Below are 21,670 nucleotides of genomic sequence, written 5' to 3'. Positions count from 1 at the left end.
GGCGTGTCGTCGTGCGACACGCCGGACGACCGAAAAATCGCGTCCGGAACCTGGGGTGGACCGCATGGTCGCTGACCTGCGGGGACACCCTGTCGCCGCAGGTCAGCCCCAGGTTGACACCACCCCTCGGTCACCGGAAGTCTGGCCCGCGTTCACCTGAGCAGCACGCGCGTGGGGTCCTGGAGCGCGAGCGGGTGGACCGACGGGTCGCGCACCACTTCCCGGTCGGTCCGCACGGTCACCAGGGAGCTGCACCGTGGTGGTGGATGCGGAGGGGGTCCGCGGTCCGTAGACAACTTCGTGAGCCTGGCATCCGGTCGGGACCACGTCGGTCCGAAGGCCGTGGCGACCCCCTCCGCCCTGCTGGACCCCGGCCCCGTGCCCGGCCCCGTGTCCGGTGCTCGGGATGCGTGCGCGAACGCCCCCTGGGCTACCTTCTCCCCGTGGTCGTCTCCTTCCGCCGTCGCGCGGGTCTCGCCGCGGTCGCGGGCGCCGTGACGACCTGCATGTTCGCCCCGGTCGGCCTCGTCCTGGCCGGCCCGCTGGCCCTCCTCGGCCTCACGCTGGCCCTCCGTGGCGCGCGGCTGCCGGCGGCTGCCGGGATCGGCGTGGTCTTCGGCGGCGTCTTCTCGTTCTCCCTGCTGTGGTGGATGCGGGCCGTCGGCACCGACGCCTGGATCGCGCTCTCGCTCATCGAGACCGCCTACTTCCTCCTCCTGGGTCCCGTGGTGGCTCTCGTGCAACGCCTGCCCGGTTGGCCCCTGTGGGTGGCGGCCGCGTGGGTCTCCTACGAGGAGCTCCGCGCCGGGTGGCCCTTCGGCGGCTTCCCGTGGGGTCGGCTGGCGTTCGGCGTGATGGACACCGGCTTCGCGCCGCTGCTGCCCTACCTCGGCACCGCTGGCGTCGGGTTCGTGGTGGCCCTGCTCGGCACCGTGACGGCCTGGGTGGTCGTGCGGGTGGCGGAGCTGCGCCGTACCGGCGGGAACGACGCGCTGCGGGACCGGCGGGCGCTCGGGGGGCTGGTGGCGCCCTACGTCGCCGTCGGCGCCGTCGTGCTGCTCGCCGCGGTGCGCCCCTACGAGGCGCCCTCCGGCGGCGAGGTCGTGGAGGTCGCCGCCGTGCAGGGCGACGTCCCGGGCGCGGGCGACGACGTCGTGCCCGTGCACCGCGAGGTGACGCAGAACCACGTGGAGTCCACCATCGAGCTCGGCGCCGCCGTCGACGCCGGCGAGGAGCCGGAGCCGCGCTTCGTCGTGTGGCCCGAGAACTCCACGGCGGTCGACCCGTTCCTCGACCGGCGCACGCGCACCGAGATCGACGCCGCGGTGTCCGCGGTGGGCGTGCCGGTGGTCGTCGGCGGCATGGTCGACGCGGTCGACGACGAGCAGGTGCTCAACCAGGGCATCGTGTGGGACCCGACGACCGGCCCGGGGGACCGCTACGCCAAGCGCCACCCCGTCCCCTTCGGCGAGTACATCCCGTTCCGCAACGCCTGGTTCACCTCGGTCGTCGAGGACTTCGACCTCATCCCGCGCGACATGCTCTCCGGCGTCCGCACCACCCCGCTCGACGTCGCCGGGGTGCAGGTGGGCAACGCGATCTGCTTCGACGTCGCGTACGACGACGGGTTCCGCGAGCAGGTCGGCGCCGGTGCCGAGATGCTCACCGTCCAGACGAGCAACGCCATGTTCATCCGCACCCACCAGATCGACCAGCAGTTCGAGATGACGCGGATGCGGGCGCTGGAGTCGGGCAAGTACCTCGTGGTCGCCGCCATCAACGGCGTCAGCGGCATCATCCGTCCCGACGGCACCGTCGCGGCCACCATCGACACCCGCACGCAGGGGGTCGTGGCCGGCGAGGTCGTGCTCAACGACGCCGTCTCCCCGGCGATGCGGTACGGCGCGGGGATCGCACTCGTGCTCGGCGCCACGACCCTGCTGGCCGCCCTGGGTGGGTTGCTCCGCGGTCGGATCGGGCGACGTAGCATGACGCCTTCCGGTGGAGCTCGGTCCGCCGGCGCGGCCCCGGACGAGCGGGCCGAGGCGCACGACGCCGCGGGGGAGGGTCCCGCGACGACCACGAGGGAGAGAGTCGGATGACCAACGGCGGTCTCGGACGAGGCATCATCGTCGTCCCCACCTACAACGAGGCGCTCAACATCGAGCGGATCGTCGGTCGGCTGCGGGCCGCGCAGCCCGACCTCGACGTCCTCGTCGTGGACGACGGCTCCCCGGACGGCACGGGGCGCCTGGCCGACGAGCTGGCCGCCGCCGACCCGGCCGTCACCGTCGTGCACCGCACGGCCAAGGAGGGCCTGGGCGCGGCGTACCTCCACGGCTTCGCCGTCGCGCTCGAGCGCGGCTACGACGTGATCGGGGAGATGGACGCCGACGGCTCCCACCAGCCGGAGCAGCTCGGCCGCCTGCTGGGCGCGCTGGAGAGCGCGGACCTCGTGATCGGCTCCCGCTGGGTGCCGGGCGGGTCCGTCGTGAACTGGCCGCGGTCCCGGATGCTGCTGTCCCGCGGCGGCAACCTGTACGTGCGGCTCCTGCTCGGCATGAAGGTGCGCGACGCCACGGCCGGCTTCCGCCTGTTCCGGCGCACGACCCTGGAGAAGATCGACCTCGCCTCGGTGGAGTCGACGGGCTACGTCTTCCAGACCGACCTGACGTGGCGCACCGTGAAGAACGGCCTGCGGGTCGTCGAGGTGCCCATCGAGTTCGTCGAGCGCGAGCGGGGCGACTCCAAGATGACGGGCTCCGTGGCCTCCGAGTCGCTCTCGCGCATCACGCGCTGGGGCCTGCGGGAACGCCGCAGCCAGCTGCGCAGGTTCCGCGACCGCCGCCGCGCGTCGTGAGCCAGCCCCTGGGGGCCGGTCCCGACCCGGCGCACGGCCCCGACCCGGCGCACGGGCCCGACCCGTCGGCCCGGCACGACCTGCCCCCGGGCACCGTGCGACGGGCGCGGCTGCGCGCCCTGCGGCTCACGCTGCCCCTCGTGGTCGGCGTCGCGGTCGAGGTCGGGGCGTTCCTCCTCGTCGCCGACCTCGTCGGGGTCCCCCTCGCCGTGCTGCTGGTGCTCGGCTCGACCCTGCTGGGCTTCGTCGTGCTCGGCCGGGCCGGGCGCCGCTCGTGGCAGGCGGCGATGACCGCGACGCGTGAGGGCCGTCCTCCGGCGGACGAGCTGCTCGACGGCGTGCTCGTCTTCGTCGGGGCGGTGCTCCTGATCCTGCCCGGACTGGTCAACGGCCTCGTCGGGCTCCTGCTGGTGCTGGGACGGCGACTCGTGCGCACGCCCGTGCGCGCCCTGTTGATGCGACGAGCCCGTCGGTACGGCGTACCGACGGGCTCGTGGCCCACCGCCGGGCCCGGACGGAAACCGGGGGACGGGGATGTCGTGCAGGGCGAGGTCGTCGAGGACTGATCCTCCCGACCGGGCCGGGGCGGGTCAGCCCTTGCGGGTGCGGTGCAGGTGCGCCGGGCCGATCTCGCCGCCGCGCAGCAGCTCGAGCCGCTCGGTGAGGATCTCCTCGAGCTCGGTCTCGGAGCGGCGCTCCAGCAGCATGTCCCAGTGGGTGCGGGCCGGCTTCTCGGCCTTCTCCTCGGGCAGGATCCCGGCGGTGCTCAGACCCTCGGACCCACAGCGCGGGCACTCCCACACGGCGGGGATGTCGGCCTCGACCGACATGGTGATCTCGAACTCGTGGCCCTGCTTGCAGCGGTACCCCACCTGCTGACGGGCGGCGAACTCGATGCCGCGCTCGTCCTCGAAGCTCTGACCTCCCAGTCGTGCCCCTCGCAGCGTGCGCTCAGCCATGCGGCACCTCCACCTCTCCGGTCGTCGTTCGGGGTGGCGCATTCCTGCGCCAAGTTGTCAACGGTACTGGCCGCGCGACGATTCCCGAAACTCGCCGCGGACGGCTCACGCCGTCGGGCGCGGCTGCCCCGGCCGGGGAGCCTTGACCGGCAGCAGGAGGAGGAGGCCGGCGAGCAGCACGAGGAGGATCCCGAGGATGCCGGCGTACTGCACGTCGTCGGAGGACCGCCCCGTCACCCCCGCGGCGATCGTGAGTGCCAACGCCCACGCCGTGGGCGCGAGGAAGCTCGCGGCACGTCCCGTCGTCGCGTAGAGGCCGAACACCTGGCCCTCCCGGCCCTCGGGGATGAGGCGGGCCAGGAGCGACCGGGAGGCCGACTGGGCCGGACCGACGAAGATGCAGAGCACCAGGCCGAAGATCCAGAACACCGTGCTGCCGCCGTCGTGGAGCACGAACAGCACGAGGCCGGCCACGCACATCGCGGTCAACGACCCGACGATGACGCGCTTCGGACCGATCCGGTCGTCGAGCAGGCCGAAGAGGATGGTGGCGATGCCCGCCACCACGTTCGCCGCGACGCCGAAGATGATGACGCCACCCGCGGAGAACCCGAAGCTGCCGGCCGCGAGCACGGCGCCGAACGTGAAGACGCCCGCGAGGCCGTCGCGGAAGACGGCGGAGGCGCCGAGGAAGTACACCGTGTTGCGATCGGTGCGCCACAGGTCGCCGACCGTGGCGAAGAGGTGCCGGTACGACGCGACGATCCCCGTCCGCGGTCCGGCGACCCGCTCGGACGCGCCCCGGGGGGCGTCGCGGATGGTGAGGATCACGGGGAGGGAGAACACCGCGGTCCAGATCGCGCAGACGAGCATCGTCACGCGGACGTCGAGCCCGTTGTCGCCGGTGATGCCGAACAACCCGACGTCGGGGCTGATGAAGCCGAAGTACACGAACAGCAGCAGCACGATGCCGCCGAGGTAGCCCAGGCCCCAGCCGAGCCCCGAGATGCGGCCGACGGTCGCCGGCGTCGAGATCTCGTTGAGCATCGCGTTGTAGTTGACCGAGGCGAGCTCGAAGAAGACGTTGCCCGCCGCCAGCAGGAAGAGGCCGAGCAGGAGCATGCTGGGCTCGGGCGTCACGAAGAACATGAGCGCCGACGCGACGATGACGACGCCCGTGTGGATCGCGAGCCAGAAGGTGCGCCGTCCGGAGCGGTCGGCGCGCTGGCCCGTGAGGGGGGCCAGCAGTGCGATGAGGACGCCGGCGGCCGCGAGCGCCCAGCCCAGCTTGGTGTCGACACCGGGGCCGAAGAGCGGCTGGCCCGCGTCGTCCTCCGCCGTGAGGTACACGGTGAAGACGAAGGTCGTGATGACGGCGTTGAACGCCGCCGACCCCCAGTCCCACAACCCCCACGCGGTGACGGGCCAGCGGCGTCCCGCGTACGGGTTGCCGACCGCGGGTGCCTCGGTGGTGCTCATCGGTCCTCCTCGTGGGGCCAGTCGCCGCGCTCCTCGAGCACGGCGCGCAGCAGGTCCGTGCGGTCCGTCATCAACCCGTCGACGCCCAGGTCGAGCAGCCGTCGCATCTCCGCGGGCTCGTCGACGGTCCACACGTGCACGTGCAGCCCCGCCGCGTGGGCCCGACGGACCAGCCGGGCGGTGACGACGGGGAGCACGCGACGTACCGGCACCTGCAGCGCGGCCGGACGGCCGGGCGTCGCGCGACGGGCGAGCGGCGCGGGCAGCGCGAGGTACGCCAGGATCTCGCCGCGGTGGGCGGCTGTCGGCACCCGTCGCCGGGTGAGGCGGCGGAACTCCGCGATGCGGCGGCGGGCGAACGAGCCGACGAGCACCCGGTCCCAGAGGTCGTGCGCGGCGACGAACGCGGCGAGCGCCGCGGGGGAGCGGTCGCACTTGAGGTCGATGTTGAAGCCGACGGTGGGGAAGCGCTCCACGAGCTCGCCGAGCAGGGGCACGCGCCCCCCGTCGCCGACGCTGAGTGCCTGCACCTCGGCGGCCGTGAGGTCACCCAGCGACCCCGACGTGCCGGTGACGCGGTCGAGCATCGTGTCGTGGAACGCCACGAGCTCGCCGTCCGCCGTCACCTGCACGTCGGTCTCGAGGTAGCCGTAACCGAGCTCGACCGCGTGCTCGAAGGCACGCAGCGTGTTCTCCAGGCCCCGGAGGTCGGGGTGCTCGGCGCCGCCGCGATGGGCGAAGGCCAGGGGACGGGTGCGGTGCTCGCCGTGGGGACCGTCGAGGTAGGCGAACCCCGTGGCCGGCCGCAACGCTGAGGGGCTCACGGCGTCACCCTAGACGGCCCTGAGCCGCGTCCGGGGCCGCATCGGTCGAGTGGCCCGCCCGCGTGTCATCCCTGGAGACGCGCCAGTCCGTTGCGCCCCACCGCCGGCGACCCGACGCTCGAGAACTGGCCGCACACCACGATCCGGCCGTCGGGCTGCACCACGGTGGCATAGGCCAGGGAGTTGAGCTGCGGGTCGGCGAAATCGAGGTCCACGGAGCCGTCGGGCAGGAAGCGCGCCAGGTTCCTCCGCGGCGTGGCGGCGGGACCGATGGTGGTGAAGTCGCCGGCGACCAGGATCTTCCCGTCGGGCTGCACGGTGACGCCCCACAGGGTGCGGTTCGAACCGGGGTGTGCGAACGAGGTGTCGAGGGTGCCGTCGGCGTTGAGCCGGAACAGGTTGCTGGTGGTGGTCGCGCCGGCCGCCGCGATGCCCAGCCCCGCCACGACGATCTTCCCGTCGGGCTGGACCGCCAAGGTGTAGACATCGGCGCCCGTGTTGAGCGCCGGATTGGCGAACCCCGTGTCGATCGAGCCGTCGCTGTTGAAGCGCGCGACGCCCGTCATGGCCCGGCCCCCGGCCGTCCGGAACTGGCCGCCGACGAGGATCTTGCCGTCGGGCTGCACGACGACCGCGCGCGCGAGGGCGTCGAGGCCGGGGTCGGCGAACGCGCCGTCGACCGTGCCGTCGCTGTTGAATCGGGCGAGGCGTCGCCGGGACACGCCACCGGCCACCGTGGTGAAGAACCCGGCGGCGAGCACCCTGCCGTCGGTCTGGACGGCGACCGCACGCACGTTGTCGCCGACCGCAGGGTTCGCAAAACCCGCGTCGAGGGTGCCGTCGGCATTGATGCGGGCGAGGTTGCCACGGTTGACGCCGCCCACCGAGGTGAACCCGCCGCCCACGACGACCTTGCCGTCAGGCTGCACCGCGACGCTGTTGACGTTGCTGCTGATCCCCGGGTTGCCGAATCCCGGGTCGCGGGTGCCGTCGGCGTGGAACCGGGCCGCGCGCGACATGGTGGCGCCCCCTGCTGCGGTGAAGGCACCGGCGACGACGATCTTCCCGTCGGCCTGCAGGGCGATGGTGCGACCACTGCTCACCAGTGCGGGGTTGGCGAAGGTCGGGTCGACGGTGCCCGGCGTGCTCGCCGTGATCGTGGTCGAGGCCGGTGTGTACCCCGCGATGCCCACGGCCACCGTGATCGTCGCGGGGGTGGGGTTGCCCGTCGTGAAGTCGAGCCGGTACGTCGCCTCCCCGGCCCCGCTGCTCACGAGCGTGAACGACGTGGTCGTCGCACCACTGTCGCTGTAGGTGACCGCCGGCGACGGGGTGGAGGTCGGCGCGGGAACCAGGGTCAGGAGCACCGATCCCGTGCGCGACGTCGTCGAGGCGCGGGCGGAGACGACCGTGGCCGTTCCCGCGTTGCTGGCGGCCAGGGCGGGCGCCGCCGAGGCGACGGCGATCGCCGGGACCGACCAGGCGGCGGAGCGGACGACGGCGCGGCGGGTGGTAGCAGGCAGCATGCGGAGGTTCTCGTTCCTGCTCGCAGCGACGCCCCGAGCGTGTCGTGCGCCTCGATCGGCTGGGCGCGTTCCAGCGAACCGTAGTGCACGCGCGCCCGCCGCGCTGCAGATGCGGGGACCGCGGCAACCTCGCGCCGCGGTCCCCGTCGCTGACGTTCTCGATCAGATGTCGCGGAACGTCTCGATGTTGGCGCCGAGCTGGTTGAGCCGCTCCGCGAGGTCCTCGTAGCCGCGGTGGATCACGTAGGTCGAGCGCAGCACCGAGGTGCCCTTCGACGCGAGCATCGCGAGCAGGATGACCACGGCGGGGCGGAGCGCCGGCGGGCAGATGAGCTCGGCGCCCGAGAAGTGCGTGGGGCCCTCGACGAGCACGCGGTGCGGGTCGAGGAGCTTCACGTTGCCGCCGAGCTTGGTGAGCTCGGTCAGGTAGATCGCGCGGTTCTCGTAGACCCAGTCGTGCAGCATCGTCTGTCCGTTCGCCACGGCACCGATGACGGCGAAGAACGGCAGGTTGTCGATGTTGAGGCCGGGGAACGGCATGGGGTGGACCTTGTCCCGCGGCGCCTGCAGCTCCGAGGGGTGGGTCGTGAGGTCCACGAGGCGGGTGTGGCCGTTGAGCGCGACGTACTCCTCCGAGCGGTCGTACTGCAGGCCCATGCCCTCGAGCGTGGCGAGCTCGACCTCGAGGAACTCGATCGGCACGCGGCGGATGGTGATCTCCGACGCCGTGACGATGGCGGCCGCGAGGAGCGACATCGCCTCGATCGGGTCCTCGCTCGGCGCGTAGTCGACATCGACGTCGATGCGCTCCCGGCCGGTGACCGTGAGCGTCGTCGTGCCGATGCCCTCGACGTCGACCCCGAGCTTCTGCAGGTAGAAGCAGAGGTCCTGGACCATGTAGTTGGACGACGCGTTGCGGATGACCGTCGTGCCCGGGTGGAGGGCCGCTGCCATCAGCGCGTTCTCGGTGACCGTGTCGCCGCGCTCCGTGAGCACGATCGGCTTGGCCGGACCGATGCCGCGCCCCACGGCCGCGTGGTAGAGACCGTCGGTCGCCTTGACCTCGAGGCCGAAGTGGTGGAGGGCCGTCATGTGGGGCTCCACGGTGCGCTCGCCGAGGTTGCAACCGCCGGCGTACGGCAGCTCGAACTCCTCCAGGCGGTGCAGCAGCGGGCCGAGGAACATGATGATCGAGCGGGTGCGCCGCGCCGCGGCGGCGTCGATGTTCGAGAGGTCGAGGTGCTCCGGCGGCACGATCTCGAGGTCGTTGTCGGCGTTGAGCCAACGCGTGCGCACCCCGAGGCTCTGGAGCACCTCGAGCAGGCGGTTGACCTCCTCGATCCGCGCCACCTTGCGCAGCGTCGTGCGGCCCCGGTTGAGGAGGCTCGCGCACAGCAGGGCGACGCCGGCGTTCTTCGAGGTCTTCACGTCGATGCTGCCCGAGAGCGTCGTCGGCCCGGTCACCCGCAGGTGGGTGGGGCCGGAGCCGATCGCGACGATCTCGGAGTCGAGCGCGGCGCCGATGCGCGCCACCATCTCGAGGGAGAGGTTCTGGTGGCCACGCTCGATGCGGTTGATCGCGCTCTGCGAGGTGGCGAGGAGGTCGGCGAGCTGCGCCTGGGTGAGCCCGCGGTGGATGCGGGCGTCACGGATGAGCTTGCCGATGCGACGCTTGTAGTCCGCCGGGTCGGCGAGTTCGGTCGTCGGGGTGACAGTCATGCCCACCAAGGTATCTCAGATATGAGATAAGGCAATTCCCACCGGGTACGGCGTGTCCCCGGCCCCCGACGACCCTCCCGTCAGCGTCGCAGCACCTTGCGCGCGAGCACGTTGCCGAGGAGCTGGCCGAGCTGCACGATCACCACGATGATGAGCACGGTCGCCCAGGTCACCACGGGGTCGAACTGGCGGAACCCGTAGCGCAGGGCGAAGCTGCCCAGGCCGCCGCCGCCCACCACGCCGGCGATCGCGGAGGCGTCCACGATGGCCACGAAGGCGAAGGTGTAGCCGAGGATGAGCGGTCCGAGTCCCTCCGGGAGGAGCACGGTGAACACGACCCGCGCACGGCTCGCCCCCATCGCCCGTGCCGCCTCGACGACGCCGGGGTCGACGGAGAAGAGGTTCTGCTCGACCACGCGGCTGATGAAGAAGCCCGCCGCCAGGGCGAGCGCGAAGATCGCGGCCTCGATGCCGAACCCCGTGCCGACGACCACCCGGGCCAGCGGCTGGGCCGCACCGATGAAGATGACGAACGGGATGGGTCGGAAGAAGTTGACGAGGAAGTTGAGCACGACGAACACGGGACGGTTGGCGTAGATCCCGCCCGCCCGCGTCGTGTAGAGGGCCAGGCCGATCAGGGTGCCGAGCAGCACGCCGAAGAACAGCGCGATCGCGACCGTTCCCAGGGTCTGGCCGAAGGCCTCCCAGAGGTCCGGTCCGAGCTCGAAGAGCCGGGTGTCTCCCATCACTGCACCTCCTGCACGTCGGCGTGGGCGGCCACCGCGGCGATCGCGGCGTCCACCTCCGCTGGGTCGCCCTCGAGCGACAGGGTCAGGTTGCCGAACGTGCGTCCCTGGATCTCCTCGATGCCGCCGTACACGAGCTCGAAGGCGATCCCGCGTCGTACGAACTCGGAGAAGACGGCCGACTGACCGCCGCCGGTCTCGCGGAACGCGACCGTCACGAAGCGACCGGCGTGACGCTCGCGGAGCGCCGCGAGGGTGCGCTCGTCGGGCGTGCCGTCCACGAGCGTGGAGACGAAGCGGCGCGTAGCCGGGTGCTGGGGTGCCGAGAACACCTCGTAGACGGGGCCCTGCTCGATGATCCGGCCGGCCTCCATCACGGCGACGCGGTGGGCGATCGTGCGGATCACCTCCATCTCGTGCGTGATCAGCACGATCGTGATGCCCAGCTCCTCGTTGACCCGGCGGAGGAGCGCCAGCACCTCCTGGGTCGTCTCCGGGTCGAGCGCGCTCGTCGACTCGTCGGCGAGCAGGAGGCTCGGTGAGGTCGCGAGGGCGCGTGCGATGCCGACGCGCTGCTTCTGGCCGCCCGAGAGCTGGTCGGGGTAGTGCCCCGCCTTGTCGACGAGGCCGACGAACGAGAGCAGCTCGGCGATCCGCGCGTGCCGCTCGGCCTTGGGGACGCCGGCGACCTGCAGCGGATAGGCCACGTTGTGGTAGACGGTGCGGGACGAGAACAGGTTGAACTGCTGGAAGATCATGCCGATGTCGAGCCGTGCCCGGCGCAGATCCTTCTCGGGCAGGCCGGTGATCGTCGTGCCGCCGACCACGATCGTGCCCTCGGTCGCCACCTCGAGCGCGTTGACGAGTCGCACGAGCGTCGACTTGCCGGCACCGGAGTAGCCGACGATGCCGAAGATCTCGCCCTTCTCGATGTCGAGGTCGACGCCGTCGATGGCGACCACCGACTCACCGCCACGCTTGCTGGGCGGGAACACCTTCCGGACCCCACGGAGCTCCACGAGTGCCATCGATCCTCCTCCTTGTCTCGATCTCCACGACGAGGGTGGGGCAGGACCGCGGTCCTGCCCCACCCGTCTCAGCCCGCGAGGTGCGTCAGCTGTTGGCCTCGGTCTCCTCGACCGTCTCCCGCAGGGACTGCTCGAGGTCGGCCTGGGGGATCTTGACGAACTCGGCAGTGCCGCCGGCCGCCTCCTGCACGCCGTCGAGGATCGACTGCGTGTCCTGGTAGATCTCGACGAGCTTCTGGTAGTCCGCGTTGTCCTTGTCCTCGGCGCGCACGGCGAAGATGTTGACGTAGGGGATCGCGTTCGGGTCGGCCGGGTCGTCCTCGGCGATCGCGTCCTCGGGGGTGAGGCCGGACGGCTCGAGGAAGTCGTTGTTGATGACCGCCGCGGCGATGTCGCCGAGCGAGCTCGCCGTGAGGTCGGCCGCCGCCTCGGTCACGGTGACGCGAGAGGCGTCCTCGTCGACGTCGGAGAGATCGGAGAAGATCGAACCGCCGTCCTGGAGCTCGATGAGCCCGGCGGACTGCAGGATGAGGAGGGCGCGGGCGCGGTTGCTCGGGTCGTCCGGCACGACGATCTCGGCGCCGTCCGGGATGTCCTCGACGCTGTCGTACCGGGTCGAGTAGAGGCCGAGCGGGTAGATCGCCGTCGAACCGATCGGGACGATGTCCGAGCCGCTGGACGCGACGTACTCGGCGAGGAACACGATGTGCTGGAACTGGTTGATGTCGATGGCGCCCTCGTCGAGCGCGGGGTTCGGCAGCGTGTACTCGTCGTAGTTGACGATCTCGATGTCGAGCCCCTCATCGGCGGCGGCGTCGACGAAGGTGTCCCAGTAGGGGTCGGAGTCGTCGACGACGCCGATGCGGATCGTGTCGGCGTCGGCGTCGTCGCGGATGAAGAAGAAGTACGCAGCGACGGCGAGCAGGAGCACCAGCACGACGGCGATCGCCGTGTAGAGCGGGGTGCGCGACTTCGGCGCCTCGAGGATCTGGTCGGACATGCTGAACCTTTCGCACGGTGGTGCAGGATGATCGGCGCGTGCGCTCGATCGAGGCGCACACGACGTGGACCACGAAGGCTAAAGATCAGTAACACCACCGACACAATCGTCTTACGTGTCGGTTCCGTCACGTGGCGGTCGTGTCGAGGCCGTAGCATGCGCCGGATGGACGAGCGCGAGACCTTGACCTGGGAGACCTACGGCGTCGCGGTGAGGGAGCTCGCGCAGCAGGTGGCCGACGCGGGTTTCGTGCCCGACGTCGTCCTCGGCATCGCGCGCGGCGGGCTCATCCCGGCCGGTTCCATCGCCTACGCGCTGGACTGCAAGAACCTCTTCACGATGAACGTGGAGTTCTACACGGGCGTGGGCACGACCCTCGACGTGCCCACCATGCTGCCGCCCTACCTCGACGCCTCCGAGCTCGACGACACGCGCGTGCTCATCGTCGACGACGTGGCCGACTCGGGTCGCACCCTCGAGATGGTCGACGCCTTCGTGCGGGGCCACGTGGCGGAGGCCCGCACGGCGGTCATCTACGAGAAGCCGCGCTCCGTCGTGAAGGGCGACTTCGTGTGGAAGCACACCGACAAGTGGATCAACTTCCCCTGGTCGACGCTGCCCGCGATCACCGACCGCTCGGGCGTCCGGGACGCCTGAGGGCGGACCGCGGCGTACCCCCGGGAGGAGGTACGCCGCAGCCGGCCCGTCACGCCGGGATGCGCTCCGGGAAGAGGCCGCGGAGCATGTCGGCGAACGACACGACGCCGAGGAGGCCGTCCGTGTCCTGCACGACGGCGAGCTGGGCGCTCGCCTGACGCATCTCGGCCAGCGCGGCGAGCACCGTGACGTCCGGCGCGAGCGTGTGCACCGGACGGACCATCGGAGCCAGCGGGGCCTCCCGGTCCTCCGTCAACGTGTCGCGGACGTGCACGAGCCCGGTCGGGGCGTCGGGCGAGCCCACGAGGATCCGCAGGTGGCCCGTCGTGCGGCTGGCGTCCTGCACGTCGCCGACCGTGGCGTGCTCCGGTACGGCGACGGGTCGCCGCGGCCGCACCAGCTCACGCACCTGCACGTGGCCGAGGTCGAGCGCGCCCGACAGCTGGGCCGAGTAGCTGGCGTCCAGCGCACCGACGTTCGCCGAGTGCTGGACCAGCTGGCGCAGCGTGTCCGGGTCGGCGCCCGAGTTCAGCTCGTCCACCGGGTCCACGCCGACCCGCCGCAGGCACCAGTTGGCGCCGTTGTTCAGCGCGTGGATGGCCGGGCGGGTGAGCCACATGAAGCCCCGCATGGGCAGGGCGAGGAGGGTGGCCGAGCGCTCGGGGTGGGCGATCGCCCACGACTTCGGCGCCATCTCGCCCACCACGAGGTGGATGAAGGTCACGACGACGAGCGCCAGCACGAAGCCCGCGACGTCGGCGAGCCAGAGCGCGATGCCCCACGACTCGAACAGCGGGGTCAACCAGTGGTGCACGGCCGGCTTGGTGATGGCGCCGAGCGCGAGGACGCAGAGCGTGATGCCGAGCTGCGAGCCCGCGAGGAGCACGGAGAGCTCGGACGCGCTGCGCAGTGCGGCCCGACCGGCCCGGCTGGTGGCCGCGGCGTCCTCGAGCCGGTGCTTCTTGGCGCCGATGAGGGCGAACTCGATGGCCACGAAGAACGCGCTGAGCGCGATGATCACGACCGTCGCCACGATGACGACGACTGGGTTCTCCATCAGGCCTCCACCTCCGTGCGCGAGCCACCGGCGTCGGCGGCGTCGGTGCCGTCCGTGCGCTCGTCGGCGCCTTCGTCGTCCTGGGTCGCCTCGACCACCTGCACGTGCAGGGAGGACGGGACGTACTGCTCGATCTCGAGCACCTCGACCGCCAAGTGGCGGACGACGGGCTCGTCGCTCCCGGCGAGGTCGCCGGGGTCGTCGGGCAGGCGGACGAGCAGGGACGTGCCCGGCTCGGGCAGTGCGCCGTGCTCGGCGATGACGAGCCCGGCGAGCGTCTCGAAGTCGCCGGTCGGGAGGTCGTGCTCGATCACGCGCTCGACCTCGTCGACGGGCAGGTCTCCGCGCATCTCCCAGCCGCCGCGCACGGCGTCGACGCTGAACTCGGGCTCGGCCGGCTCGTCGTGCTCGTCGCGGATCTCGCCGACGATCTCCTCGACGAGGTCCTCGATGGTGACGATGCCGGCGAGACCGCCGTACTCGTCGACGACGCAGGCCATCTGCTCCTTCGCCTCCGCGATGGTGCGCAGCGCGTCGGGCATGGCCATGAGCTCGGGCAGCACGATCGGTGGCCGGAGGGCGGTCGTGACCGGCTTCGACCACGGCTCCTCCCCGCCGAGCGCACCGAGGTCGAGGAGGTCGACCAGGTGCACGATGCCGAGGATCTCGTCGTCCTCGCCGAGCACGGGGTAGCGCGAGTGACCGGTGCGCATGAGCTCGCGGACCTCGCCGAGCGTCGCGTCGTGCTCCACGGAGTCCACGCGGCTGCGGGGCACCATGGCGTGCTCGACGTCGTGCTGCGGGAAGTCGAGCACGCGGTCGAGCAGCACGGACATCTCCGCGGTGAGCTCACCCGAGGCGCGCGACTCGGCGACGATGTGCTCGAGGTCGCGGGCGGTCGCCGAGCTCTCGACGTCGTGGACGGGCTCGATCTTGAGGGAGCGGAGCAGGAGGTTCGACGACTGGTCGAAGAACCAGATCAGCCACCCGGTGATCGCGAGGTAGCCCAGCGTCGAGCGCGACAGCCAACGGGCGACGGGCTCGGGGCGGGCGATCGCGAGGTTCTTGGGGAACAGCTCACCGAACAGCATCTGCACGACGGTCGCGAAGGCGAGCGCGAGCAGGGTGCCGATCGTGACACCCAGGGCCGTCGGCACGCCGCCCAGGGCGAGCAGGTCCCCGAAGGCGGATCCGATGAGGGGCTCGGCGACGTAGCCGACGAGCAGGCCGGTCACGGTGATGCCCAGCTGTGCCCCGGAGAGCATGAAGGAGGTGCGGCCCGTCACCTTGAGGGTGCGGGCGGCGGTCGCGTCCCCGGCCTCGGCCTTGGCGCGCAAGGTCGAGCGGTCGACCGCCATGTAGGCGAACTCCTGCGCCACGAAGTAGCCGGTCGCTGCCGTGATCAGCAGCACGACGACCACTCCGAGCAGGAGCGAGAGCAAGATGGTCACCTGGCGCGCACCTCCCCTCGAGCGGGAGCGCGGCGTGCGTCTGCGCGCCGGGTGTGGGGTCTACAGGGTTCGTCTGTCGGCCCGGTCAAGTCCTGTCCTCGTGTCGATCTGGTGCCGACGGTTGCCGGCTCGGGACGTTCAACGTCGCTCCGGCGTGGATGGTTCCCGCGACACGCCAGGAGTGTCGGACCTCGCGCCTAGCCTGCCGTCCATGGACACCACACCCACCTCCTCCGGCGAGCGGGCCGACCTGCTCGGTGCCCTGCGCAAGCACCGCGCCCTCTTCCTCCGTGCCCTCGACGGCATCTCCGACGACCAGGCACGACTGACCCCCACGGTGAGCTCCCTCAACCTCGGCGGCCTCGTCAAGCACGTGACGGCGACCGTCGGGGAGTGGAACCGCTTCGTCGAGCACGGTCCCGAGGAGCAGGCCGCGGTCGACTGGGAGCACATCGACTGGACCGACCCGCCGGCGGAGGTGCTGGCCTACCACGAGCAGTTCGTGCTGAGCGCCGACGAGACGCTGGCGGGAGTGCTGGAGGACTACGCCGGTGCTGCTGCCGCGACCGAGGCGCTGGTGGCGTCGGTCGACCTCGACGCCACGCAACCGCTGCCGGAGGCTCCGTGGTTCGCGCCGGGGGAGAGGTGGACCGCGCGGCGCACCTTCCTGCACGTGCTCGCCGAGACCGCCCAGCACGCGGGCCACGCCGACATCATCCGGGAGTCCATCGACGGCGCGAAGTCGATGGGCTGATCTACTGGTCACCATGCGGGTGATCGGACTGATCGGCGGGATGAGCTGGGAGTCGACGGCGGAGTACTACCGGGTGGCCAACGAGCTCGTGCGCGAACGTCGGGGTGGCTACCGCTCGGCGCGGATCGTCCTGACGTCCGTCGACTTCGCTGACGTCGAGCGGCTGCAGGCCACCGGCGACTGGGCGGCCGCGGGCGAGCTGTTGGCGGCCGAGGCCCGACGCCTCGAGGCGGCCGGCGCCGACCTGGTGGTGCTGTGCACCAACACCATGCACAAGGTCGCGGACGCCGTCGCGGCCGCGGTCGACGTGCCGTTCCTCCACCTGGCGGACACGACCGCTGCCGCGGTGCAGGGGGCCGGCGTCCGTCGGGTGGGCCTGCTCGGCACGCGCTTCACGATGGAGCAGGCGTTCTACCGCGACCGCCTCGCCGAGCACGGTCTCGAGGTGCTCGTGCCCGACCAGGCCGGCCGGGAGGTCGTGCACCGGGTGATCTACGACGAGCTCGTCCACGGTGTGGTGCGCGCCGAGTCGCGTGAGGCGTACGCCGCGGTGATGTCCGAGCTCGTCGAGCGCGGCGCGGAGGGCATCGTGCTCGGCTGTACTGAGATCGAGCTGCTCGTGGGAGCCGAGGACACCACCGTGCCCGTCTTCCCCACGACCCGGCTGCACGTCGAGGCCGCCGTCGCCGCCGCGCTGGGGGAGTAGGGCCCGCGTCGAGGTGGGTCGCACGGCGCGGCGGGGGCGTTGAGGTGTACGAAGTGCGCGGGTCGCGCGCGCCGAGCTGTCACGTACGCCGTGGTGCGAGTGGGGGCTCGTCGCTGCATCGAGGACAACTTGCTGGGGGCCTCGGATTGGTCATCCACAGATCACCACCGGGAGGTGGTCATCGCACATGTGTTCGACTAGAATGGTTCCCATGGATCGGGGGACCCACACCACAGCGGCTGCGTTGATCGACGCGGTCCGCGAGCGCACCCACGCGGCTCGTGAGGCAGAGGCGGCTGCGTTCGTCGCGGTGGGTGACTGGGCGGCCGCGCACACCTCGGACGAGGTGGTGGGTGACCCGATCACGACGCTGGGCGAATGGGACGCCGCGGCCCTGGCCGGGGATCAGTTCCTCGAGCTCGGCGGGCCAGGGGCGCCCGTGGTCGCGGAGTTCTGCATCAGCGAGATCGCCGCCGCGCGCGGGTGTTCGTTCGACGCGGCTCGTCGCCTGGTGGGGGATGCGGTCGAGCTGCGGTACCGGCTCCCGCGCGTTCATGCGCGGGTTGCTGCGGGTGAGGTCGAGGTCTGGCGGGGCCGGCGGATCGCGGAGGCCACGCGGACGTTGACGTTCGAGGGGGCCGGGTTCGTCGACCGGCACGTTGCGTACGTCGCGGGCAAGGCCACCGGTGCCGAGGTCGACCGGTTGGTGGCGGAGGCCGCGGCCAGGTTCGACCCCGAGACCACCGAGGCCGAACGCCACGCAGCCGATGGCGACCGGTACCTGTCGATCGAGCTGGGCGAGGTCGGTTATGCGGACCCGTTGACCGGGACGCTGCGCGGCACGGTCGACATCCACGGCTCCCTGGATCTGGCTGATGCGCTCGACCTGGAGCGGAGCATCGCGCATGTCGCCCGGCAGCTCGGCGAGCTGGGGTGCGACCCGAACCTGGATGTTCGCCGGTCGATGGCTCTGGGTGAGATCGCGCGGCGCTGCGACGGGGTGACGACCTTGGGGTACGACGCGGGTGATCCGACGAGCGTCACCGAGCCGCGCCAAGTTCAGCGGGCGCGGCGGGAGGTGGTGCTGTTCGTGCACCTCGACCAGGCCGCGATCACCGGCACCCTGAACGGGATGGGTCCCGGGGTCGATGCCTGTACCGGGATGGCGGGCATCGACCTCGCGAGGCTGGACACCCCCGGCGCACCCCGTGGGGTCGTGACGGTCGAGCAGGTCCGGGCTTGGTGCGGATCGCCCGACACGACGGTGATCGTCAAGCCGATCGTCGACCTCAACCGCGACGACGCCGTGAACGGCTACGCCCCGCCCGACCGGATCGCCGAGCACGTCCGGGCCTGCTGGCCCCGGTGCGTCTTCCCCTACTGCACCCGCTCATCCAGAACTGCCGACCTCGACCACTGCGAGCGGTACGACGAGAACGGCCCACCCGGCCAGACCTCGACCCGGAACCTGTTCCCGCTGTGTCGACGCCACCACCGCATGAAGACCCACCGCGAACTGAGAACAGGCAACCGGTGGACCTACCGGCCCACCGATCCCAACGCCGGAGAGCCGCCGAACGCGGTCATCTGGACCAGCCCGATGGGCCTGCGCTACCTCGTCGACCGCGACGGCACCCGACCCTGGCCACCAGAAGCGACCTAGCGCCCGCCCGCTGCCCGCCGAGCCGCCCGCCCACACCCCGTGGCCGGGCGGCGAAGCATGTCCACGGGTGACGATCCACGTCCTGCGGAACGGACGCAGTTCCACGAGGCCTGACATTGCGCCCGTTCCGCACGATTCGCGACCGGCCCGAGCGCTCCTGGCTCCGCCCTGCCGCTCCGCCCGGACCGCGGCCTCCATCGTCGGCCCGCGAAGCATGCCCACCACAGCAACTTCACAGCCTCCGTCGACCTGGTCCACGGGAAGCAGGACGAGGCTGGCGGTGTTCATCCCGCACCACGTCCCTGTCCGGAGGTTCCCATGTCGGTGTCACCCGTCTCTCGTTCGCGCCGTCGTCTGGTCGGCCTCGCTCCTGCCGCCGCGGGCCTCGCCGTCCTCGTCGCCGGCGCCGTCGGCGTGCTGCTGGCCGGTCCCGAGCACATGGCGGAGGTCGCGGGCGTCGTCGCCCTGCTGACCCTCGCGGGCGCTGCCGCCGCCGTCACCTCGTTGTCGCTGATGGCTCGACGCCGTCTCGCGGAGCTGCAGCACCTTCCCGACCTGGGCCGCCGCTTCGTCACGCACCACGAGCACGGCCGGGTCACCCGGGTGACGGAGGGCCAGGGCCACCTCGTCGTCCACCTGGCCAGCGAGCAGGTGCAGACGATCGTGCTCGACGAGGCCGGGGCACCCGACCACATGACGCCCGGCATGGCCGAGACCTCGAGCTGGCGCATGTCGACGGCCCGGCTGTCGCCCCCGCAGGTGGCTGCCCTCAAGGAGAAGCTGACGACCGGTGACGAGATCACCGTCGTGTCGTCGGGCGTCGTCGCCCTGACCGGACCGGTCGAGAAGTCGTGGCGGCTGACGAGCAGCAACGGCCTGGTGGTGTCGTCGGGTCGCGCCAACGGGTGACCACGCGTCACGTCCGCGTCACGCGGTCGTGACCTGCGTCGGGTCCTCTTGCCCCGGGTGCTCGCGTGAGCGCCCGGGAGGGGAGACGCATGGACCTGACCGACCTGACGTTGGTCGCCCGCCTGCTTAAGGTGGTCGAGCACGACGTCGTACCGCTGACGCGAGCGGGAGTCGAGCAGGGCAACAAGCTCTTCGGGGCCGCGATCCTGCGCCGGGAGGACCGCTCGCTGGTCGTCGCGGCCACGAACGCCGAGACCGCGAACCCGTTGTGGCACGGCGAGGTGCACGCGATCAAGCTCTTCCACGAGCTGCCGCCGGCCGGGCGCCCGGACCCGGGGGACTGCCTCTTCCTCGCCACCCACGAGCCCTGCTCGTTGTGCCTGTCGGCGCTGGCGTGGTCGGGGTTCGCCGACGCGGCGTACCTCTTCAGCCACGCCGACTCCGCCGACGCCTTCGCGATCCCGCACGACATCGCGATCCTGAAGGCCGTCTACGCGGTGCCGGACCCCGACCGGGAGGCCCCGGCCCCGGGCCGCGACCTCTACAACCGCAGCAGCCGGTTCCTGAGCACCGCCGACCTCGCGGCCGCCGTCGCGGCGTCGCAGGACCCGGAGGCGATCGCCACCGTGGCGCGGCTCCGCGCGACGTACGACGCGTTGTCGGCGACCTACCAGCAGTCGAAGGGAGCAGCGGGCATCCCGCTGCCGTGACCGCCGGGGCGCCGGGCCCCCAGGGGCTCAGCCCAGGGGCCGCCGCGCGACGGTGAGCACGTGGGTCACGGGCCAGGGCAGCGGTGCGCCGGTCCCCGCGTCGGTCAGCGACGCCACCGGGGAGAAGCGGTGCTCGGCCAGCCAGTCGTTGCGCCACGCGCCCGACGTCGGGTCGAGCGTGAAGCCCGCGTCCGTCAGCACGGTCCGCCAGTCGGCGAAGGTCAACCCGCAGAACGACTCGTGGCACTCGCTCAACCAGTTGTCGGCGTAGTCCTTCGTGGTCATGAACTCCATCGCGTCGCCGAGCCGCAGCTGGTACGTCGCGGCGCCGTCGTCCGTCGGCAGTCGCTCCGCGCCGAACGCGGTCCCGGACAGCCGGGGGAAGTCGTGCGCGAACTGCACGAGCCGCCCCGCGGTCGACAGGCCCTCGACGTACGCCGCCACCTCGGCGGGGGCGAGGTCGTCGAGCTCGCGGTGCGGCTCGACGGGGGTCGCGCCGTCGTCGGTCCGCAGCGTGAGGCGGACCACGCGGTCGGGCTGGTCGGGGCCGAGCACGTCGGAGTTCACCCAGACGCCGCCCACGCGCGTGTGCTCGTGCACCCGGCGCGCGAACGCCTCGACGTCGGCGCGACCCGCGCCGTACGAGAACACCTCGTGGGTGAGCGCGACCGTGACGGTGGAGTCGATGGAGGCGGCGGGCATCACCGGGCCGGAGAGGATGTTGGCGCGCACGAACCAGATGTTGGGGTTCGCGAAGACGCCGGTGGCCTTCTTGTGCTCGGCCTCGTCGAGGAGCGGCCGCGCGATGTCGACGCCGAAGAGGTCGGACTCGGCGAACCGCGGGTCGGCGGCGATGCGCTCCAGCAGCCCGCCGGTGGCGCAGCCGACGTCGACGACCCGGCCGGGCTCGAGGAGCGGCCCCACCTGCTCGAACTTGCGGTCCGAGGCGGTCTCGAAGGACGCCGCGTAGGTGCGGTAGTCGCGGGTCGTCGTCAGGTCGCCCTCGCTGGAGACCACCGGGTCGGCGAACAGCTCGGTGACGAGGCGCGGCACGTCGTAGCGCTCGTAGAACGCCACCGTCTCCGGGTGCGCGATGAGCCGCCACGAGGCGTCGCCCTCGGCGAGGCGCTGCACGACCTCCCACGGACGCGCCGGCTGGTCCTCGGGTGCGGACTCGACGGCGTCCTCGACGCCGACGACGGCGAACCCCAGGGCTCGGTACGACGCGGCGACCGCCGGCGTCGAGCAGGCGACCAGGGTGTGCTCGGGCGACGGCGCGGGTCGGTGGCCGAGCGCCGTGGCGACGGTCGTCACGACGAGCTCGGCGAACCGGGGGTGCTGCGGCACGTCGGGCACCGGCACGACGAGGCTGGGCAGCCCGGAGGCGACCGAGACACGCTCGACGAGCGCCTCGCGGCGGTGGCCCGGCAGCGGGTTGCGGCGTGTCCAGGCGTGGTTGGCGGACGTCAGGGGCCAGATCACCACGGCGTCGTCGGCCACGGCGATCGTCTGGTCCGACGCCTCGGTGACCTCGCCGGCGAGCAACCGGTGCAGGTACTCGACCTGGAACGCGGTGACCGCGTGGTGGCGGCCGGGGAACAGCACCTCGGTGAACGTCACGG

At 71.8% G+C, this 21,670-nt stretch carries 20 protein-coding genes; 9 read left to right on the top strand and 11 right to left on the bottom strand.

Translation table 11 applies throughout. From position 1 onward, the window contains the following. The first annotated feature begins 443 nt into the window (after nt 1-443). From lnt to G3T38_RS09075, 3 genes are read left to right on the top strand one after another with little or no spacing between them, the layout of a single operon-like run. Complete coding sequence (gene lnt / locus G3T38_RS09085; RefSeq protein WP_163771972.1) at nt 444-2,102, top strand: apolipoprotein N-acyltransferase; 1,659 nt, start codon at nt 444-446, stop codon at nt 2,100-2,102. Beyond that, nucleotides 2,099-2,860: a polyprenol monophosphomannose synthase gene (locus G3T38_RS09080; protein ID WP_163771971.1), complete on the top strand. Its 762-nt coding sequence runs from the start codon at nt 2,099-2,101 to the stop codon at nt 2,858-2,860. Before lnt ends, G3T38_RS09080 begins: the two co-directional genes overlap by 4 nt. Continuing rightward, complete coding sequence (locus tag G3T38_RS09075) at nt 2,857-3,426, top strand: FxsA family protein (protein ID WP_163771970.1); 570 nt, start codon at nt 2,857-2,859, stop codon at nt 3,424-3,426. Before G3T38_RS09080 ends, G3T38_RS09075 begins: the two co-directional genes overlap by 4 nt. A 24-nt stretch (nt 3,427-3,450) precedes the next feature. Here G3T38_RS09075 and G3T38_RS09070 read toward each other — a convergent pair whose 3' ends face one another. From G3T38_RS09070 to G3T38_RS09035, 8 genes are all read right to left on the bottom strand, one after another. Then, nucleotides 3,451-3,819 carry an RNA polymerase-binding protein RbpA gene (locus G3T38_RS09070; RefSeq protein ID WP_163771969.1) on the bottom strand — a complete coding sequence of 123 codons (369 nt, stop codon included), beginning with the start codon at nt 3,817-3,819 and terminating at the stop codon, nt 3,451-3,453. Between the two features lie 105 nt (nt 3,820-3,924). Next, nucleotides 3,925-5,298 carry an MFS transporter gene (locus G3T38_RS09065; RefSeq protein ID WP_163771968.1) on the bottom strand — a complete coding sequence of 458 codons (1,374 nt, stop codon included), beginning with the start codon at nt 5,296-5,298 and terminating at the stop codon, nt 3,925-3,927. Beyond that, nucleotides 5,295-6,122 (bottom strand): glycerophosphodiester phosphodiesterase family protein, encoded by an 828-nt coding sequence (locus tag G3T38_RS09060; protein ID WP_338037553.1) that lies wholly within the window; start codon nt 6,120-6,122, stop codon nt 5,295-5,297. Before G3T38_RS09060 ends, G3T38_RS09065 begins: the two co-directional genes overlap by 4 nt. Before the next feature lie 65 nt (nt 6,123-6,187). Then, the gene (locus G3T38_RS09055; RefSeq protein WP_163771967.1) at nt 6,188-7,648 is read right to left on the bottom strand and encodes a hypothetical protein; all 1,461 of its coding nucleotides are present in this window, start codon (nt 7,646-7,648) and stop codon (nt 6,188-6,190) included. Nucleotides 7,649-7,810: 162 nt separating this feature from the next. Then, entirely contained in the window at nt 7,811-9,367 is a 1,557-nt protein-coding gene (locus G3T38_RS09050; RefSeq protein ID WP_163771966.1) for a helix-turn-helix domain-containing protein, read from the bottom strand. A gap of 80 nt (nt 9,368-9,447) precedes the next feature. Then, on the bottom strand, nt 9,448-10,113 hold the full coding sequence (locus tag G3T38_RS09045; RefSeq protein WP_163771965.1) for a methionine ABC transporter permease: 666 nt from the start codon (nt 10,111-10,113) through the stop codon (nt 9,448-9,450). Beyond that, the gene (locus tag G3T38_RS09040) at nt 10,113-11,141 is read right to left on the bottom strand and encodes a methionine ABC transporter ATP-binding protein (protein ID WP_163771964.1); all 1,029 of its coding nucleotides are present in this window, start codon (nt 11,139-11,141) and stop codon (nt 10,113-10,115) included. Before G3T38_RS09040 ends, G3T38_RS09045 begins: the two co-directional genes overlap by 1 nt. Nucleotides 11,142-11,226: 85 nt before the next feature. Further along, on the bottom strand, nt 11,227-12,141 hold the full coding sequence (locus G3T38_RS09035) for a MetQ/NlpA family ABC transporter substrate-binding protein (protein WP_163771963.1): 915 nt from the start codon (nt 12,139-12,141) through the stop codon (nt 11,227-11,229). 156 nt (nt 12,142-12,297) lie between these two features. Between G3T38_RS09035 and G3T38_RS09030 the strand changes: the two genes are divergently transcribed. After that, a complete protein-coding gene (locus G3T38_RS09030; RefSeq protein ID WP_206675833.1) occupies nt 12,298-12,798 on the top strand; it encodes a phosphoribosyltransferase in 501 nt (166 codons plus the stop codon). 49 nt (nt 12,799-12,847) lie between these two features. On the opposite strand, the gene G3T38_RS09025 is transcribed toward G3T38_RS09030, so the two are convergent. Both G3T38_RS09025 and G3T38_RS09020 read right to left on the bottom strand, forming a co-directional pair. Beyond that, nucleotides 12,848-13,855 (bottom strand): hemolysin family protein, encoded by a 1,008-nt coding sequence (locus G3T38_RS09025; protein WP_163771961.1) that lies wholly within the window; start codon nt 13,853-13,855, stop codon nt 12,848-12,850. Next, complete coding sequence (locus tag G3T38_RS09020) at nt 13,855-15,306, bottom strand: CNNM domain-containing protein (RefSeq protein WP_163771960.1); 1,452 nt, start codon at nt 15,304-15,306, stop codon at nt 13,855-13,857. Before G3T38_RS09020 ends, G3T38_RS09025 begins: the two co-directional genes overlap by 1 nt. A gap of 211 nt (nt 15,307-15,517) precedes the next feature. Between G3T38_RS09020 and G3T38_RS09015 the strand changes: the two genes are divergently transcribed. The 5 genes from G3T38_RS09015 to G3T38_RS08995 all read left to right on the top strand — a co-directional run bounded on the left by G3T38_RS09015 (nt 15,518) and on the right by G3T38_RS08995 (nt 20,048). After that, a complete protein-coding gene (locus G3T38_RS09015; RefSeq protein ID WP_163771959.1) occupies nt 15,518-16,060 on the top strand; it encodes a DinB family protein in 543 nt (180 codons plus the stop codon). Between the two features lie 13 nt (nt 16,061-16,073). Then, nucleotides 16,074-16,766: an aspartate/glutamate racemase family protein gene (locus G3T38_RS09010; RefSeq protein ID WP_163771958.1), complete on the top strand. Its 693-nt coding sequence runs from the start codon at nt 16,074-16,076 to the stop codon at nt 16,764-16,766. Nucleotides 16,767-16,977: 211 nt separating this feature from the next. Then, entirely contained in the window at nt 16,978-18,429 is a 1,452-nt protein-coding gene (locus tag G3T38_RS09005; RefSeq protein ID WP_163771957.1) for an HNH endonuclease signature motif containing protein, read from the top strand. A 324-nt stretch (nt 18,430-18,753) separates the two neighbouring features. Next, entirely contained in the window at nt 18,754-19,338 is a 585-nt protein-coding gene (locus G3T38_RS09000) for a hypothetical protein (RefSeq protein ID WP_163771956.1), read from the top strand. An 89-nt stretch (nt 19,339-19,427) separates the two neighbouring features. Then, on the top strand, nt 19,428-20,048 hold the full coding sequence (locus tag G3T38_RS08995) for a cytidine/deoxycytidylate deaminase family protein (RefSeq protein WP_174267776.1): 621 nt from the start codon (nt 19,428-19,430) through the stop codon (nt 20,046-20,048). 27 nt (nt 20,049-20,075) lie between these two features. Here the strand turns inward: G3T38_RS08995 and G3T38_RS08990 are convergent, their stop codons facing one another. Then, nucleotides 20,076-21,668, bottom strand: coding sequence for a methyltransferase domain-containing protein (locus G3T38_RS08990; protein WP_338037552.1), 1,593 nt, complete (start codon nt 21,666-21,668; stop codon nt 20,076-20,078). Between the last annotated feature and the right edge of the window lie 2 nt (nt 21,669-21,670).

The organism is Nocardioides zeae (assembly GCF_010686755.1).
Taxonomy (GTDB): Bacteria; Actinomycetota; Actinomycetes; order Propionibacteriales; family Nocardioidaceae; genus Nocardioides; species Nocardioides zeae.
This window is presented reverse-complemented; position numbering and strand designations above follow the sequence as displayed.